The sequence below is a fragment of the Brachybacterium sp. genome (assembly GCF_036379615.1).
In the GTDB taxonomy this organism is placed as follows: domain Bacteria; phylum Actinomycetota; class Actinomycetes; order Actinomycetales; family Dermabacteraceae; genus Brachybacterium.
Genome location: NZ_DASVGJ010000051.1, coordinates 25274 through 40878, shown reverse-complemented (window position 1 = coordinate 40878; position 15605 = coordinate 25274). Strand labels below are relative to the sequence as shown.

Annotated in this window: 13 protein-coding genes; 3 read left to right on the top strand and 10 right to left on the bottom strand. The window is 69.6% G+C overall.

Annotated features, from left to right (window positions below; genetic code table 11):
* Positions 1 to 172: 172 nt before the first annotated feature.
* The 7 genes from VF289_RS09785 to VF289_RS09755 form a co-directional block, all read right to left on the bottom strand.
* Entirely contained in the window at positions 173 to 451 is a 279-nt protein-coding gene (locus tag VF289_RS09785) for a hypothetical protein (RefSeq protein ID WP_330883524.1), read from the bottom strand.
* A gap of 379 nt (positions 452 to 830) precedes the next feature.
* On the bottom strand, positions 831 to 1247 hold the full coding sequence (locus VF289_RS09780; protein ID WP_330883522.1) for a cytochrome c oxidase subunit 4: 417 nt from the start codon (positions 1245 to 1247) through the stop codon (positions 831 to 833).
* A gap of 1 nt (position 1248) precedes the next feature.
* A complete protein-coding gene (ctaD, locus tag VF289_RS09775) occupies positions 1249 to 2961 on the bottom strand; it encodes a cytochrome c oxidase subunit I (protein WP_330883520.1) in 1713 nt (570 codons plus the stop codon).
* Positions 2958 to 3896, bottom strand: a complete 939-nt coding sequence (gene coxB / locus VF289_RS09770) for a cytochrome c oxidase subunit II (protein WP_330883518.1) — start codon at positions 3894 to 3896, stop codon at positions 2958 to 2960. The genes ctaD and coxB overlap by 4 nt, the downstream gene beginning before the upstream one ends.
* 396 nt (positions 3897 to 4292) lie before the next feature.
* Positions 4293 to 4652: an iron-sulfur cluster insertion protein ErpA gene (erpA, locus tag VF289_RS09765; protein WP_330883516.1), complete on the bottom strand. Its 360-nt coding sequence runs from the start codon at positions 4650 to 4652 to the stop codon at positions 4293 to 4295.
* Positions 4653 to 4773: 121 nt separating this feature from the next.
* Positions 4774 to 5082 carry a hypothetical protein gene (locus VF289_RS09760; RefSeq protein ID WP_330883514.1) on the bottom strand — a complete coding sequence of 103 codons (309 nt, stop codon included), beginning with the start codon at positions 5080 to 5082 and terminating at the stop codon, positions 4774 to 4776.
* Entirely contained in the window at positions 5079 to 6491 is a 1413-nt protein-coding gene (locus tag VF289_RS09755; protein WP_330883512.1) for a dipeptidase, read from the bottom strand. The genes VF289_RS09760 and VF289_RS09755 overlap by 4 nt, the downstream gene beginning before the upstream one ends.
* Before the next feature lie 101 nt (positions 6492 to 6592).
* Between VF289_RS09755 and VF289_RS09750 the strand changes: the two genes are divergently transcribed.
* Positions 6593 to 7186: a DUF3043 domain-containing protein gene (locus tag VF289_RS09750; RefSeq protein ID WP_330883510.1), complete on the top strand. Its 594-nt coding sequence runs from the start codon at positions 6593 to 6595 to the stop codon at positions 7184 to 7186.
* Between the two features lie 204 nt (positions 7187 to 7390).
* Here the strand turns inward: VF289_RS09750 and aspS are convergent, their stop codons facing one another.
* A complete protein-coding gene (gene aspS, locus VF289_RS09745) occupies positions 7391 to 9253 on the bottom strand; it encodes an aspartate--tRNA ligase (RefSeq protein ID WP_330883508.1) in 1863 nt (620 codons plus the stop codon).
* A gap of 339 nt (positions 9254 to 9592) precedes the next feature.
* On the opposite strand from aspS, the gene VF289_RS09740 reads away from it, so the two are divergent.
* The gene (locus VF289_RS09740) at positions 9593 to 11548 is read left to right on the top strand and encodes a DEAD/DEAH box helicase (protein WP_330883506.1); all 1956 of its coding nucleotides are present in this window, start codon (positions 9593 to 9595) and stop codon (positions 11546 to 11548) included.
* Between the two features lie 165 nt (positions 11549 to 11713).
* Here the strand turns inward: VF289_RS09740 and trxA are convergent, their stop codons facing one another.
* A complete protein-coding gene (gene trxA, locus VF289_RS09735) occupies positions 11714 to 12082 on the bottom strand; it encodes a thioredoxin (RefSeq protein ID WP_330883504.1) in 369 nt (122 codons plus the stop codon).
* Between the two features lie 71 nt (positions 12083 to 12153).
* Positions 12154 to 13527, bottom strand: a complete 1374-nt coding sequence (gene hisS, locus VF289_RS09730; protein WP_330883528.1) for a histidine--tRNA ligase — start codon at positions 13525 to 13527, stop codon at positions 12154 to 12156.
* Between the two features lie 223 nt (positions 13528 to 13750).
* Between hisS and VF289_RS09725 the strand changes: the two genes are divergently transcribed.
* On the top strand, positions 13751 to 15604 hold the full coding sequence (locus VF289_RS09725; RefSeq protein WP_330883503.1) for a DUF349 domain-containing protein: 1854 nt from the start codon (positions 13751 to 13753) through the stop codon (positions 15602 to 15604).
* Position 15605: the final 1 nt, after the last annotated feature.

Below are 15605 nucleotides of genomic sequence, written 5' to 3'. Positions count from 1 at the left end.
CTCGCGCCCCCGCTCTCGTCGTGCGGGCCAAGAGAATCGGCGGAGTCGACAGGAGCATCGTCCGCACCTGGACCGGCATTGGCGGGTGCCTCGCAGCACGACCCTCGTCGGCGGGCACCTCGCAGCCCGACCGGCATCGCTGGGCGCCTCGACGCTCCTTGGGAGCCTCCGCTCACTCCAGGTGGGGACTGCCGCTCTCTCGGCGGCGCGAGCCCTGGGGTCTGTCAGACACGGTCTCGACGAGATATCTCGCCGTCACGGCACTGAGTCGACGCTCGGCCCGCCGCAGCACGCGCACGGAGCGCAGCGGAGCTGAGGTCGCATCGACTCCTGCATCCCGCAGCGTCTCGGCCGCCCAGGCCGTGGCGCCGGAGAGATCCCGCTCCCCCGGGAAGAGCCGATGCAGCTCCTCCTCGGCCTTCCCCACCGGGTCGGTCCTCCCACCGATCATGACTGCTCTCCCTCTGTCCGGAGGTGCGGAGCCGGGGAGGGCACGCCTCCACAGGTCCTGTGACTGGTGCAGGCCACGCTAGCACCGCAGGGCGCGGCGATCACGAGCTCCCTGAAGGGATCCGCATCGGCGACTCGAAGAGGACGGTACACCCTTATTCGTGCGTTCCAGTGATGACGTCCGCGTCAGAACGTCCCGTACGTCGAGACGGGGTCGCTGCCGAGCGCAGCCCTCTGAGGCACGCTCGGAGCGGACCGCATGTGGCGCTCACGGTGAGGATCATGGGAAGAGCCCACCGGTCCGGACAGCGAGAAGGCCCTGCATCCTCTCGATGCAGGGCCTTCTCGCTGTCAGCTCCCCTGAGGGGCTTCGTGGTGGCTCAGTGAGCGTGCTGGCCGTTGGAGAACTCCAGCACCCACTGGAGCACGCCGTAGATGGCGAAGATGACGCCGAAGGCGAAGATCCACCAGCCGGCTGCCACGCCGAGGAAGCAGAGCGCCCCACCCAGTGCAGCCCAGAGCGGGGCCCAGCTGTAGGGCGAGAAGCTGCCCTGCACGCCGTGATCCTCGGAGACCTCGCCGTCCAGCTCGTCGGAGGCACCGAGGTCGTTCTTGCGCGCGACGAGGCTCGCCGTCATGGCGATCATGAAGGCGAGGCCAGCCACCGCCAGCATGGCCGGGAAGCCCACGGTCTCGATGCCCATCGGTTCGAAGCGCGCGGTGATGGCTCCGTACGCGATGGCGACGATCAGGAAGAAGACCGCCAGGATCCAGAAGATCTTTGCTGTTGCTCTCATGTCAGTTCGTCCTCGGGTTCGCGGCGGGCTCCTCGGCGAGCATGTGGTCCTGCAGCGCGACCTCCGGGTGGTGGAGATCGAAGGCGGGACGCTCGGAGCGCACTCGGGGCAGCGAGTGGAAGTTGTGGCGCGGCGGCGGGCAGGAGGTCGCCCACTCGAGGGAGGCACCGTAGCCCCACGGATCATCGACCTCGACCTTCTTGCCCTTGAGGTGGGTGAGCACCACGTTGAGCAGGAACGGCAGGGTGGAGGCGCCCATGATGAACGCACCGACGGTCGAGATCTGGTTCATCCAGTCGAAGCCGTCCTCATGGAGGTAGTTCACGTACCGGCGCGGAGCACCGTAGACGCCCAGCCAGTGCTGGATGAGGAAGGTCATGTGGAAGCCGATGGTCAGCAGCCAGAAGTGCAGCTTGCCGATGCTCTCGCTGAGCTTGTAGCCGAACATCTTGGGCCACCAGAAGTAGAAGCCCGCGAACATCTCGAAGACCACGGTACCGGCCATCACGTAGTGGAAGTGCGCGACCACGAAGTAGGTGTCGGAGATGTGGAAGTCCAGCACCGGCGAGGACAGGATGACTCCGGTCAGACCACCGAAGATGAACGTGGTGAGGAAGCCGAGGGTGAACAGCATGGGCGTCTCGAAGGTCAACGACCCTCGCCACATGGTGCCGATCCAGTTGAAGAACTTCACGCCCGTCGGGACCGCGATCAGCATTGTCATGAAGGCGAAGAAGTCCAGCATCACGGCGCCGGTCGTGTACATGTGGTGGGCCCACACGGTGACCGAGAGAGCGGCGATGGAGATCGTCGCACCGACCAGGGTCTTGTAGCCGAAGATCGGCTTGCGGGAGAACACCGGGATGATCTCGGAGGCGATGCCGAAGAACGGCAGCGCGAGCACGTACACCTCGGGGTGGCCGAAGAACCAGAACAGGTGCTGCCACAGCACCGGTCCGCCGTTGGCCGGATCGAAGATGTTGGCGTCGAAGCGTCGGTCCGCTCCCAGGGCCAGCAGCGCGGAGGCGAGCGGCGGGAAGGCCATCAGGACCAGGACCGCGGTGATCAGCGAGTTCCAGGTGAAGATCGGCATCCGGAACATGGTCATGCCGGGCATGCGCATGCACAGGATCGTGGTGATGAAGTTGACCGAGCCCAGGATCGTGCCGAAGCCCTGCAACGCCAATCCGAAGACCCAGAGATCACCGCCCAGGCCCGGGGAGAACGTCGTGTCCGACAGCGGCGCGTACGCGAACCAGCCGAAGGAGGCGGCGCCCTGCGGGGTGAGGAAGCCGGAGACCACGATCAGCGAGCCGAACAGCGTGACCCAGAAGGCGAACATGTTCAGACGCGGGAAGGCCATGTCGACCGCGCCGATCTGGAGCGGCACGAGGTAGTTCGCGAAGCCGTTGAACAGGGGCGTGCCGAACATCAGCAGCATGATCGTGCCGTGCATGGTGAACAGCTGGTTGTACTGGTCCTTGGAGACCACGACCTGCAGTCCTGGCTCCCACAGCTCGGTGCGGATGCCGAGCGCGAGCAGGCCGCCGAACGCGAAGAACCCGAACGCCATGGCCATGTACATCATGCCGATCAGCTTGTGATCGGTGGTGGTGAGCAGGTTGAAGAACTGCCTGCCGAGGTTCGTCGGCCGCTCGTCCTGGAACCGCGCGGGCGCCGAGCTCCTCGGCGCGGCGGTGGTCTCGGTGCTCACTCGTTGTCTCCCTCGGTCCCGGTGGAGGCGGTCTCCTCGGTGTAGCGAGGACCGGCGTCGTCATGCTTCTCGCGCATGTTCCACTCCTGCTCGTTGCGGTTCAGGTCCACGCCGAGCTGGCCCTCGTAGCCCTGGGAGCGCAGCTCCTCCATGTGGGCGTCGAATTCCTCCTGGGAGACGACGACCACGTTGAAGAGCATGTCCGAGTGGTACTCGCCGCACAGCTCCGCGCACTTGCCCTCGTAGATGCCCTCACGGGTCGGCGTGACCTGGAAGCTGGTCGTGTGGCCCGGCATCATGTCCTTCTTGTACAGGAAGTCCACGACCCAGAAGGAATGGATGACGTCGCGCGAGTCGAGGCGGAACTCGACGGTCTGGCCGACGGGGAGGTACAGCGTGGGCAGCGACTCCGCGGCACCCGGCTCACCGGTGGCGAAGGACTGCACACCGGCCGGCTCGTGGACGTCGTCGTCGACGTAGTTGATGTCCCAGCTCCACTGCTTGGCCACCACGTTGACGGTGTAGTCCGGCTCGGCCACGTGCATCTCGATCTCACGGGCATCACGCTGGGTGAAGTAGAAGAAGGTCAGCACCATGACGACGGGCACGAGCGTGAACATCAGCTCGAGCGGCACGTGGTAGCGCAGCTGGACCGGGAAGCCGGTGTCGTGCTTGCGGCGGCGGTAGGCCACGGCGCACCAGATCGTCAGGCCCCAGATGATGAGGCCGACGATGACCAGCACCGTCCAGGAGCCGACCCAGAGATTGGTGATCCGCTCGGTCTGGTTGGTGACCTCCTGTCCATCAGCCGGACCGGGCAAGAACCCGCGCTGCTGCGCCTGGGTGCAGCCGGCGAGGACCAGTGTGGCCAGGGCGAGGCCTGCTGCCGCTGCGAGGCGACCACGCCGCGCGCGCTGAGGGACCTGGGGGATCACAGGGGATGACCTTCCGCTCGTCGTCTCCCGACCTCGTCACCGGACCGTGCGCTCGGGCTCGGCCGGCTCCGCGGTGTGGAGCTGGTACTGATCGTGGGCGGGGCATGCCCACAGTGCCGCGTCCTCTCCGCAGGGAGAGGACCATGCCCGACCGCGGTCGGCCATTTGACGGCACCTCGTCATCATACGGCTTTCGGGAGGTGGTGCGGCCACCTCGACTCGCCGAGGCCCCGGACGCCCCGTGTCCGTGACCCGTCCGTGACCTCACGGTCGTGGTGATCACAGACAGAAGGGCCCGGCCGGGTGACGTGATCGTCACCGGGCCGGGCCCTTCCCTCAGCTGAGGATCCGTCGGCCGGGGGCGTCGCCTCGCGGGGGCGCGGCGCCCGGTGGGGCTCAGCTGAAGGAGTCGCCGCAGGCGCAGGAGCTGCCGGCGTTGGGGTTGTCGATGGTGAAGCCCTGCTTCTCGATCGTGTCCGCGAAGTCGATGACCGCACCGGTCAGGTACGGGCTGCTCATCTTGTCGACGACGACCTCGACCCCGTCGAACTCGGCGACCAGGTCGTTGTCCATGACGCGCTCGTCGAAGTAGAGCTGGTAGATCAGGCCGGAGCAGCCGCCGGGCTGCACCGCGATGCGCAGGCGGAGATCATCGCGTCCCTCCTGCTCCAGCAGGGTGGTCACCTTCTGCGCGGCGCCGGGGGTGAGGTCGACGCCATGCGCGGCGGCGGGGCGCTCAGTGGTGGGCGTGGTCATGAGGTCCTCCTCGAAGCTCGTGTCCGCTCAGGATACGCCCCCCCGACCAGGAACGGGGAGCGGAGGGGATCGCGATCCGCCTCACGCTCCCCGCCCGCCGCGCGCGCACAGCGACGGGGCGTCAGAGCGCCCCGCGGAAGAGCGCGACCAGCATGATCCCGAGATAGCCGAGCACCACGCCCGTCACGATCCCCGTGGCGCCGTCCCTGCTCCTGCCGGTGAGGACGAGGGACGCCGCGATCGCGAGGACGGCCGCGACGGCCACCAGTCCCCACCACAGGAGGAAGTAGCCGGCGACGAAGCCGACGAGGAGACCGAGGAACAGCATCGGGACCATGAGCGGGGAGACCGGTGTGCTGCTCCTGCTGCGGTCGTGGTCGCTGCGGCCGGAGCGGTCACCCCTGCCGGAGCGCTGGTTCGGGTGGTTCACGCGCGACTCCTGTCGAGCGCGCCGGCACCGCGCAGCAGCAGGGCCTCGGCGAGGCAGACCTTCGCGAACTCCTCCAGGTGCAGCGACTCGTCGACGCCGTGGGCACGGGACTCAGGGTCCTCGACGCCCGTGACGAGCACCTCGGCCCGCGGGAAGACCTCCAGCAGGTCTGCGATGAACGGGATCGAGCCGCCCAGACCGGTGTCGACGGCCGGCACGCCCCAGGCGCGGGCGAAGGCTCCTCGGGCGAGGTCCATCGCCGGAGCCTCGTGGCGGGCCTGGTAGGGCTTGCCCTGCTCACCCCGTTGCACGGTGACCTCCGCAGTCGTCGGCGCATGCCGCTCGAGGTGGGTGACCAGAGCCTCCATCGCGGTGGCGGGATCCTCACCCGGGGGGATCCGCAGGGAGACCTTCGCGCGGGAGACGGGGACCAGGGTGTTCGAGGCGTCCCGGACAGCGGGGGCGTCGATCCCGATCACGGAGAGGGCGGGCCGCGTCCACAGACGCGAGGTCAGGGAGCCGCGACCCGAGAGATCGAGTCCCTCGACCACACCCGCATCCCGGCGGTAGTCCGACTCCTCCATCTCGACGGTCGGGTCCTCGGCGCGCAGCAGCCCCTCGACCGCGACCTCGCCGTGCTCGTCGTGAAGGGTGGCCAGCAGACGCGAGAGCTGGGTCAGCGCGTCGAGCACCGGCCCGCCGAAGAGACCGGAGTGGACGGCATGATCCAGAGCCCGCACCTCGACCACCAGGTCCACCACGCCTCGCAGGCTGGTGGTGAGGGCGGGGGTGCCGACAGCCCAGTTGGCGGAGTCCGCGACGATGATCAGATCGGCCGCGAGCCGGTCCCGGTGCGTCTCGATGAAAGGACGGAAGGTCGGTGAGCCTGCCTCCTCCTCGCCCTCGACGAAGACGGTCACCCCGATGCCGTCGGCGGCGAGCTCCTCGCCGACCAGTCTCAGGGCGGTCACATGTGCCATCACGCCGGCCTTGTCGTCGGCGGCACCGCGGCCGTAGAGCCGACCGTCCCGCTCGACGGGGTCGAAGGGTGCGCTCGTCCAGTCCTCGACGTCGCCGGTGGGCTGGACGTCGTGATGTGCGTAGAGCATCACCGTCGGCCGTCCGTCTGCGGCGGGAGTGCGGCCGATCACGGCCGGACTGCCGTCCTCGACGGACTCGATGACGACCTCGGCCATTCCCGCCTCGCGCAGCAGCGCGGCCACGGCCTCGGCGCTGCGCCGGACCGGCTCCCGGTCATAGCCCGCGAAGGCGATCGACGGAATGCGCACGAGGTCCTTGAGATCCTCGATGGCGGCCGGCAGCAGCGAGTCGAGACGTGACCGCAGCGCCGCAACCTCCTCGGCATCGCCGGTGGGCACAGCAGTGGTGGAGGGATCAGGAGTGCTCATGTCCGTCACCGTACCGCCGGAGAGGGCCGGCCGAGGACCCTCGTGGCTCCCCGGAGCGGAGCTCCGACGGGGTCCCAGCCGGTGTCACCTAGACTGCTGCGGTGATCTTCCGCAAGTCAGAGCCCCCGCAGAGCCCTGAGCCCGAGCCGCAGTCCGCGCGCCCCGGCTCCAAGGGTCGTCCCACCCGTTCCCGCAAAGAGGCCGAGGCGGCTCGCCGTCGGCCCCTGGTGGTCGATGACCGCAAGGAAGCGCGTCGTCGGGACCGGGAGCGCGCCAACCGTGAGCGCATGGAGTCGCAGCAGGCGCTGATGACCGGCGACGAGAAGAAGATGCCCCTCCAGCACCGCGGCCCCGAGCGCCGCTTCGTGCGGGACGTGGTCGACGCACGCCGCAACATCGCGGAGTTCTTCTTCCCGATCGCGCTGATCTTCATGCTCGTCGCGCTGGTGCTCCCGCTGATCCGCCCGGAGCTCACGACGCTGCTGAGCACGGGGATGATCATCATCCTGTGGGGCGGCATCGCGGTGTGCGTGGTCGACAGCCTGTTCCTGCGCAAGCGGCTCCGTCGTCTGCTCTCCGAGAAGTTCGGCGATGTGCAGCGCGGCCTGGTCGGCTACGGGATCATGCGCGCGATCCAGATCCGTCGCTTCCGGCTCCCCCGCCCCCAGATCAAGCACGGCGAGATGCCGCGCTGAGTCCCCCGGCGACCGGGCAGGCCGGTCCTGCACTCCCCCAGCCGCCACCGCCTCGCCGCATGCACACGGAACGGCCGACGCGATCTTCCGCGTCGGCCGTTCCTCGTCGTCCGCCTCGGGACCATCTTCCCGGGAGCGGGTGCGCTGTGGGGCCCGCTCCCGGGCCTGGGTCCCTTCTGGACCGTCTCCCCGGGGAGCGGCCGCTCAGGCGCCGACGCCCGGGGACCCGGTCCCGCCGGCGGACTCGGTCCCGTCAGAGGACTCGGTGCCGGCCTCAGCCGTGGTCGTCGGCGTCGCCGCCTTGTCGCCGCGCGGTGCGGGCTTCGTGTCCACGCCCGCCTCCTTGCGCTGCTGCGGCGTGATCGCGGCGGGCGCCGCGGTGAGCGGGTCGTAGCCGTTGCCGGTCTTGGGGAAGGCGATGACCTCGCGGATCGAGTCCTCCCCGGCGAGCAGCGCCACGATGCGGTCCCAGCCGAAGGCGATGCCGCCGTGCGGCGGGGCACCGAACTGGAAGGCGTCCAGCAGGAAGCCGAACTTCTCCTGCGCGTCCTCCTCGGAGATGCCCATGACCTTGAACACACGCTGCTGCACCGACTGATCGTGGATACGGATCGAGCCGCCGCCGATCTCGTTGCCGTTGCACACGATGTCGTAGGCGTAGGCCAGCGCCGAGCCGGGATCGCTGTCGAAGGTGTCCATGAACTCGGGCTTGGGCGAGGTGAAGGCATGGTGCACCGCAGTCCAGGCGCCCTCGCCGACCGCGACGTCCCCCGCGGCGCGGGCGTCGGCGGCGGGCTCGAACATCGGAGCGTCGACGACCCACACGAAGGCGAAGGCGTCGTGATCGATCAGCCCCAGACGCTCGGCGATCTCGGCCCGGGCCGCACCGAGCAGCGCGCGCGAGGACTTGACCTCGCCGGCGGCGAAGAAGATGCAATCCCCGTGCGCGGCGCCGGTGGCCTCGAGGAGGCCGGCCTTCTCGGCCTCGGAGATGTTCTTGGACACCGGACCGGTGAGGGTGCCGTCCTCCTGGACCAGCACGTACGCCAGGCCCTTGGCTCCGCGCTGCTTGGCCCACTCCTGCCAGGCGTCGAGCTGACGGCGCGGCTGGGAGGCTCCGCCCGCCATGACCACGGCGCCGACGTAGGGCGACTGGAACACGCGGAAGGGGGTGTCCTGGAAGTAGTCGGTCATCTCGGTCAGCTCGAGATCGAAGCGCAGGTCCGGCTTGTCCGAGCCGAAGCGGCGCATCGACTCGGCGTAGGTGATCCGGGGGAAGGGCCCGGCGATCTCGTGACCGCCCTTGGCCCACACGGCGCTGAGGATCTGCTCGGCCAGGGCGATCACGTCCTCCTGGTCCACGAAGCTCATCTCGACGTCGAGCTGGGTGAACTCGGGCTGGCGGTCCGCTCGGAAGTCCTCGTCGCGGTAGCAGCGGGCGAGCTGGAAGTACTTCTCGATGCCGCCCACCATGAGCAGCTGCTTGAACAGCTGCGGCGACTGCGGCAGCGCGTACCAGGAGCCCGGGGCCAGGCGGGCCGGGACCAGGAAGTCGCGGGCGCCCTCCGGCGTGGAGCGGGTCAGGGTCGGGGTCTCGACCTCGACGAAGTCCTGCTCGAGCAGGGTGTCGCGAGCGGCGCGGTTGACCTCGGAACGCAGACGCATGGCCGCGGCGGGCCCCTGCCGGCGCAGATCGAGGTAGCGATAGCGCAGGCGGGCCTCCTCCCCCACCTCGCTGTGCTCGTCCAGCTGGAAGGGCAGCGGGGCGGAGGCGCTGAGCACCTCGACGTTCTCGGCAGTGACCTCGACGTCGCCGGTGGGCAGCTGCGGGTTCTCGTTGCCCTCGGGCCGGCGGCCCACGGAGCCGACGACCTTCAGCACGTATTCGTTGCGCAGGTGCATCGCCTCGTCCTCGCGCACGACCACCTGGGCGACGCCGCTCGCGTCGCGCAGATCGAGGAACGTCACGCCGCCGTGGTCACGGCGACGGCCGATCCAGCCGGTGAGGGTGACGGTCTGTCCGATGTGCTCCTGGCGGAGCTCACCGGCGGTATGGGTGCGCAGCACGGGGTGTCCTTCTGATGGAGTCGACAGGTCATGGTCCGGGCGGGCGGAGTTCCCTCCGGCGGCCCTCACGCCCGCAGGCGTGGACAGCTCACCCTACCGCGCAGGGTGAGGGATCTCGCCACCGCGGCACTGTTGCACCGGCCTCGACGCCCGTAAACTCGACGATGGTCCGACCTGCGAGATCGCAGGTCTGTTTACGCCCGAGTTCGCCCGAGCCGTCCCCTGCCACCGCAGGACGCCCGCCGCGCGACATGTATGGGCGCCCACGCCCGAAGATCGGGCATCCTCGCCCTTGCGACACGTTGGGGCTGGCTCCACCCCTGACTGTCTAAGGACACCATGACCGACTCCTTCCCTGTCTCCGACTCCGCCCTCCCCGCCGAGTCCGAGGACACCTCGTCGACTGCCAAGACGGCCGCTCCGGCCGCTGGCGCCTCGTCTGACCTCACCTCCGCAGCCGCTGACGCCGCCGCCCCCGAGTCCCCCGAGTCCCCCGCGGAGCCCGAGGCCCCGGCCGGCCCGAGCTTCGATGACATCGACCTGCCTGCTCCGCTGCGCCGGGCAGTCGACGAACTCGGCTTCACCACCCCGTCGGCGATCCAGGCTCAGGCGATCCCGCCGCTGCTCGAGGGGCGCGATGTGATCGGCGTCGCCCAGACCGGCACCGGCAAGACCGCCGCCTTCGGCCTGCCCCTGCTGGCCGCGATCGATCCGAATCTCCGCCAGGTGCAAGCACTGGTCCTCGCACCGACCCGCGAGCTCGCGATGCAGGTGGCCGACGCCATCGCCTCGTTCGCGACCTCGCTCGGCGGTCTCGACGTGGTCGCCCTCTACGGCGGCTCCCCCTACGGCCCCCAGGAGCGTGCGCTCGCGCGCGGTGCCCAGGTCGTCGTCGGCACCCCCGGCCGCGTGATGGACCACATGCGTCGCACCAACCTGCGGCTGGACACCATCCGCTTCGCCGTCCTCGACGAGGCCGACGAGATGCTGCGGATGGGCTTCGCGGAGGACGTCGAGGAGATCCTCTCCCACTCCCCCGAGAGCCGTCAGGTCGCCCTGTTCTCCGCGACCATGCCCTCGGCCATCCAGCGCGTCGCGCAGACCCACATGAAGGACCCGGTGCGCGTGAGCGTGTCGCCGCAGTCCTCGACGGTTAAGAGCGTCACCCAGTCCTACGCCGTGGTGCCCTTCCGGCACCGCACCGGGGCCCTGGCCCGCGTGCTCGCCACCTCCGAGGCCGAGGCCGCGATCGTGTTCGTGCGCACCCGCGCCGCCGCCGAGGAGGTCGGCTCCTCGCTGGTCTCCCGCGGTCTGATCGCTGCGTCGATCAGCGGCGACGTGCCCCAGAAGGAGCGCGAGAAGATCGTCGAGCGACTGCGTGACGGCTCGCTCCAGGTGCTGGTCGCGACCGACGTCGCTGCCCGCGGTCTGGACGTGGAGCGGATCGGCCTGGTCGTGAACTTCGATGTGCCCAAGGAGGCGGAGTCCTATGTGCACCGCATCGGGCGCACCGGCCGCGCCGGCCGCTCCGGCGAGGCGCTGACCTTCATCGGCCCGCACGAGCGGCGGGCGCTGAAGAACATCGAGCGCGCCACCAAGCAGACGCTCGCCGAGGCTGTGATCCCGTCGCCCCGCGACGTGTCCAAGCACCGCCTGGCCGCCCTGCTGACCCAGGTGCCCGGTCGCATCGAGCGCGGTCGTCTCGAGCTCTACCGCGAGCTGATCAGCGAGTTCGTCACCGAGAACGACATCGATCCGCTCGAGCTCGCTGCTGTCCTGGGCGCGATGACCGTGGGCGATGAGGGACCCGGGTCCGCGTCCGAGGAGGAGGAGTTCACCAGCTCGAAGCTCTCCGGTGATGACCGTCGCGGCGGCGACCGCGGGGAGCGCGGCGGGTCCCGCGAGCCGCTGCAGACCGAGAACGGCTACACCTCGTACAAGGTCGGCGTGGGCCACTCCCACGGCGCGCGTCCGCCGGGCATCGTCGGCGCGATGACCGGTGAGGGCGGTCTGAACGGCAAGGACATCGGCAAGATCCAGATCTTCCCGCATTTCGCCCTGGTGCAGGTGCGGGGTTCGCTCTCCACGGAGCAGATGGAGCGGATCTCCCACGCCAAGGTGGGCGGCCGTGAGCTGCGGATCGGTCCCGATCAGGGACCGCGCGGCGGCAAGGGCCCGCGCCGGGAGGGCGATCGCCCCTTCCGTCGTGATGATCGGCCCCGCCGTGATGACCGAGGGGACCGCGGAGGCCGCGTCGACTCGAAGCGCCGTCCGTTCCGCCGCAACGAGGGCTGACCCCCGTCCTGAGCACCTCCTGACGAGGAACGACCCCGCCACCGATGCCGGTGGCGGGGCCGTTCGCTGTCGTGCGAGGAGCTCTGCTGTGCGAAGAGCGCTGTCGTGCGAGGGAGCTCAGAGCGGGACTCTCAGCCCCTCATCACGAGGCGGCGACGGCGGAGATCAGTCCTGCTTCTCCTGCGCCTCGGCGTAGGCCTTGCGCACGTCGTCCATGTCCAGGTTCTTGACCTGACCGATGAGGTCCTCGAGCGCGGACTGCGGCAGAGCGCCGGCCTGGGAGAACACCGGGATGCCCTCCCGGTAGGCGACCAGGGTCGGGATCGAGGTGACGCCGTAGCGCATCGCCAGCTCCTGCTGGTCCTCGGTGTCGACCTTGGCGAAGGTGACGTCCTCGTGGGTCTCGGAGGAGTCCTCGAAGATCGGGGCGAAGCGCTGGCACGGCACGCACCAGCCCGCCCAGAAGTCGATCAGGACGATGCCGTCCTCGACGGTCTTGTCGTGGTTCTCGGTGGTCAGGGTGAGCGTAGCCATGACCGGTGGAACGCCGCGGGGCCGGGGAACATTCCCTCGGCCCCGCACTGTGACTCAGGTCATCGCTCGTGTCAGCGCGACGCGGATCCGGTCGCGTCGCCGCCCAGGATCCGCACGGTCCGATCCTCCGCCGGCGGCTCCCAGATCGAGGAGTCCGCATCGAGCTGCTCACCGCTCCGGATGTCCTTGACCTGGTCGACCGCGCCATCGACGCCCGGGAACCAGAGGAAGGGGATCCCCCGCCGATCCGCATAGCGGATCTGCTTGCCGAACTTCGCTGCGGTGGGCGCCACCTCGCAGGGGATTCCGCGTGCGCGCAGGGCCCGGGCGGAGGCCTCGCTGAGGTGGCGGTGCTGCTCATCGGCCACCGAGACCAGCACGCAGGTGGGCACGGAGCGGGAGGCGCTGGCGAGATCCGCGCTGAGCAGTCGGGAGACCAGCCGTGACAGGCCGATCGAGAGCCCGACGCCCGGATAGGTGTGGCGGTTGTCCGCCGCCAGGGAGTCATAGCGGCCCCCCGAGCAGATCGAGCCGAGCGACTCATGACCGGCCAGGAAGGTCTCGAAGACGGTGCCGGTGTAGTAGTCGAGTCCGCGCGCGATGGAGAGATCAGCCATGATGACGCCGGGCACCGAAGCCTCCACCCGTTCCAGGACCGAGTTCAGCTCGGCGATGCCCTGCTCGAGCATCTCACCGCTGCCGCCGAGGTCTCGCACCTGCTGGGCGAAGGATCCGTCACGGGTGCGGATCGAGGCGAAGGCGAGGCATGCGTCGGCCTGCTCGGGACTCGCGGCGGCCTCGGTGAGCAGCAGCTCCCGCACGGCCTCCGGCCCGATCTTGGGCAGCTTGTCCAGGCTGCGCAGGACGGCGGACCGGTCCTCGAACCCGATCGACCGGAAGAAGCCCTCCGACAGGCGCCGGGTGTTCGCATGGATCGTGACCGAGGGCATCGGGAGCCGGTCGAGGATCTCGGCCATCACCACCGCCACCTCGGCCTCGATGTGACCGGGCAGGGCGTCCTGCCCGATGACGTCGAGATCCGCCTGGTAGAACTCGCGGAAGCGGCCGTCCTGGGGACGCTCCCCGCGCCACACCTTCTGGATCTGGAAGCGGCGCAGCGGGAAGACGAGGTCGTTCTGGTGCTCGAGGACGTACCGAGCCAGCGGCACCGTGAGGTCGAAGTGCAGTCCCAGGGTGCGGGAGCGATCCTCGCCGACGGTCTCCGCGCCCTCCTCCTCGGCGTGGAGGCGGCGCAGCACGTACACCTCCTTGTCGATCTCCCCTTTTCGCAGCAGCTGCTCCAGCGGCTCCACGGCGCGCGTCTCGATGCCCGAGAACCCGTGGAGCTCGGCCACCTCGCGGAACACGTCGATGACATGCTGTTCGACGAGTCGCTCGGCGGGGAGCCACTCCGGGAATCCTGACAGGGCGGCGATCTTCGCCATGCGGTGCACATCCTTCTGGTTCATGGGCTGAATGCCGAGACCCATTATCCCACCGGACGGGACGACGCGGTCCGTGCCAGACAGGTCCTCGCGCAGGTGCGGGTCGCTGTAGAGTTCCGTGACGTGGTGCGCTCTCCTCGGGGAGCGACCGCATTCCAGCCCGACCACCGAACCCGGTGGCAGTGTCCCGCCCTGCAGCGGATCCCTTCGAAGGAGCTCTCCCGTGAGCGAGTCCGAGACCCCCGTCCCCGCATCCTCCCCCGCCCCTCAGTCCGCTGAGCCGGCAGGCGACCAGGCTGCTGATCAGCCCGCGCCCTCTCCCGCAGTCCCTTCCGTCGGCGAGGACGCCACGGCATCGGAGTCCACGGCGTCGGAGACCACGGCACCGGATGCCGCGGCAGAGGACACCACGGCACAGAACACCGCGGCACCGGATGCTGGAACATCGCACTCCGGAGCCCCGGACGCCGAGGAGGGGCGTCCCTCGGTGCAGGAGCCTGTCCCTGCCGAGGAGCCGGTCCCTGCTAAGGAGCCTGCCCCTGCTGAGGAGCCGGCCAAGGCGACTGCCCCCGTTCCCGCGGGGGAGCCGGTCCCTGCCGACGAGCCCGCTCCGGCGGCTGACCCCGTCGCTGCCGAGCAGACGGACGCACAGTCCGCTCCGACGCCCGCTGCACCGAGCCCTCGCCCGCAGCCGCGCGCCGGCACGCCCGGCACGCCTCGACCGCGTCCGGCCGCTCCCTCCCCGGCCGCCCTGGCGGCGAAGAAGCCCAGTGCAGCGCTGCTGCCGGTCGCCCCGCCGGTCGCCGAGTACGACGCGGAGCAGATCGCCGCCGCCCGAGCCTTCGGCGCCGTCGCCGCGGACGGGACCATCACCGTCCAGGACGGCACCCAGGTCCGCACGCTCGGCACCACCACGGAGAGCGACCACGACGCCGCCCTCGACCCGTTCGCGCGGGCCTACCTGGACCTGGTGGCCTTCCTCGATCTCACCCAGACCACGCTCAACGCTCCGGAGCACACGCAGAACGAGCTGAACCGGCTCCTCGAGAACCTGCGCAAGAACATGAAGGAGCCTCAGGTCGTTGGCGACATCCCTGCTCTGCGCGCCCGGGCGGGCGATCTGCGCGAGCAGGCGAAGGAGAAGATCAAGGCGCTCGAGGCCAAGCGCGCCGAGGGTCGTGAGGAGGCCACTCGCCGTCGCACCGAGTTCGTGGAGTCCATCGAGGCACTGGTCGCCACCGATCCCGAGCAGATCTCGTGGAAGAACGCCGGGGAGACCATGCGCCAGATGGTCCCGACCTGGAAGCAGATGCAGTCCGAGGACGTCTCCCTGGACCGACCCACCGAGGAGGCGCTGTGGAAGCGCCTCTCCACATCGCGTGCCACCTTCGACCGGATGCGCAAGCAGTTCTTCTCCCAGCTCGATGCAAAGCACTCCGAGGCCGCGCGGGTCAAGGAGGAGCTGATCTCCCGCGCCGAGGCGATGCAGGAGTCCACCGACTGGGGTCCCACCGTCCGGGCCTACAAGGACCTCATGGACGAGTGGCGGGGCGCACCCCGTGGCAGCCGCAAGAAGGACGACGCCCAGTGGAAGCGGTTCAAGGCCGCCCAGGACACCTTCTTCCAGGCCCGCAACGCGGATCTCCATGAGACGGAGGCCGAGCAGCGCCAGAACCTCGAGGTCAAGGAGGCGCTCCTCACCGAGGCCGAGGCCCTCGACGTCACCGCCGATCTGGACGCGGCGAAGAAGACCCTGCGCTCGATCCAGGACCGTTGGGAGGCGGCCGGCAAGGTGCCGCGCAGCGACATGCGAAGGGTCGATGATCGTCTCCGCGCCGTGGAGCGTGCGGTCAACAGCGCCGAGCAGGACGAGTGGCGACGCACGGATCCCCGTACCAAGGCCCGGGTGGAAGGCGCGTCCTCGCAGCTCCATTCCGCGATCGCCTCGTACCAGGAGACGCTCGACAAGGCGATCGCCGGCGGCGACCCCAAGAAGATCGCTGAGGCCGAGGCGGCGCTCGAGGCCCGCAAGGAGTGGCTCGCGGTCATCGAACGCTCGGCCCGCGACCTGGGCTGAA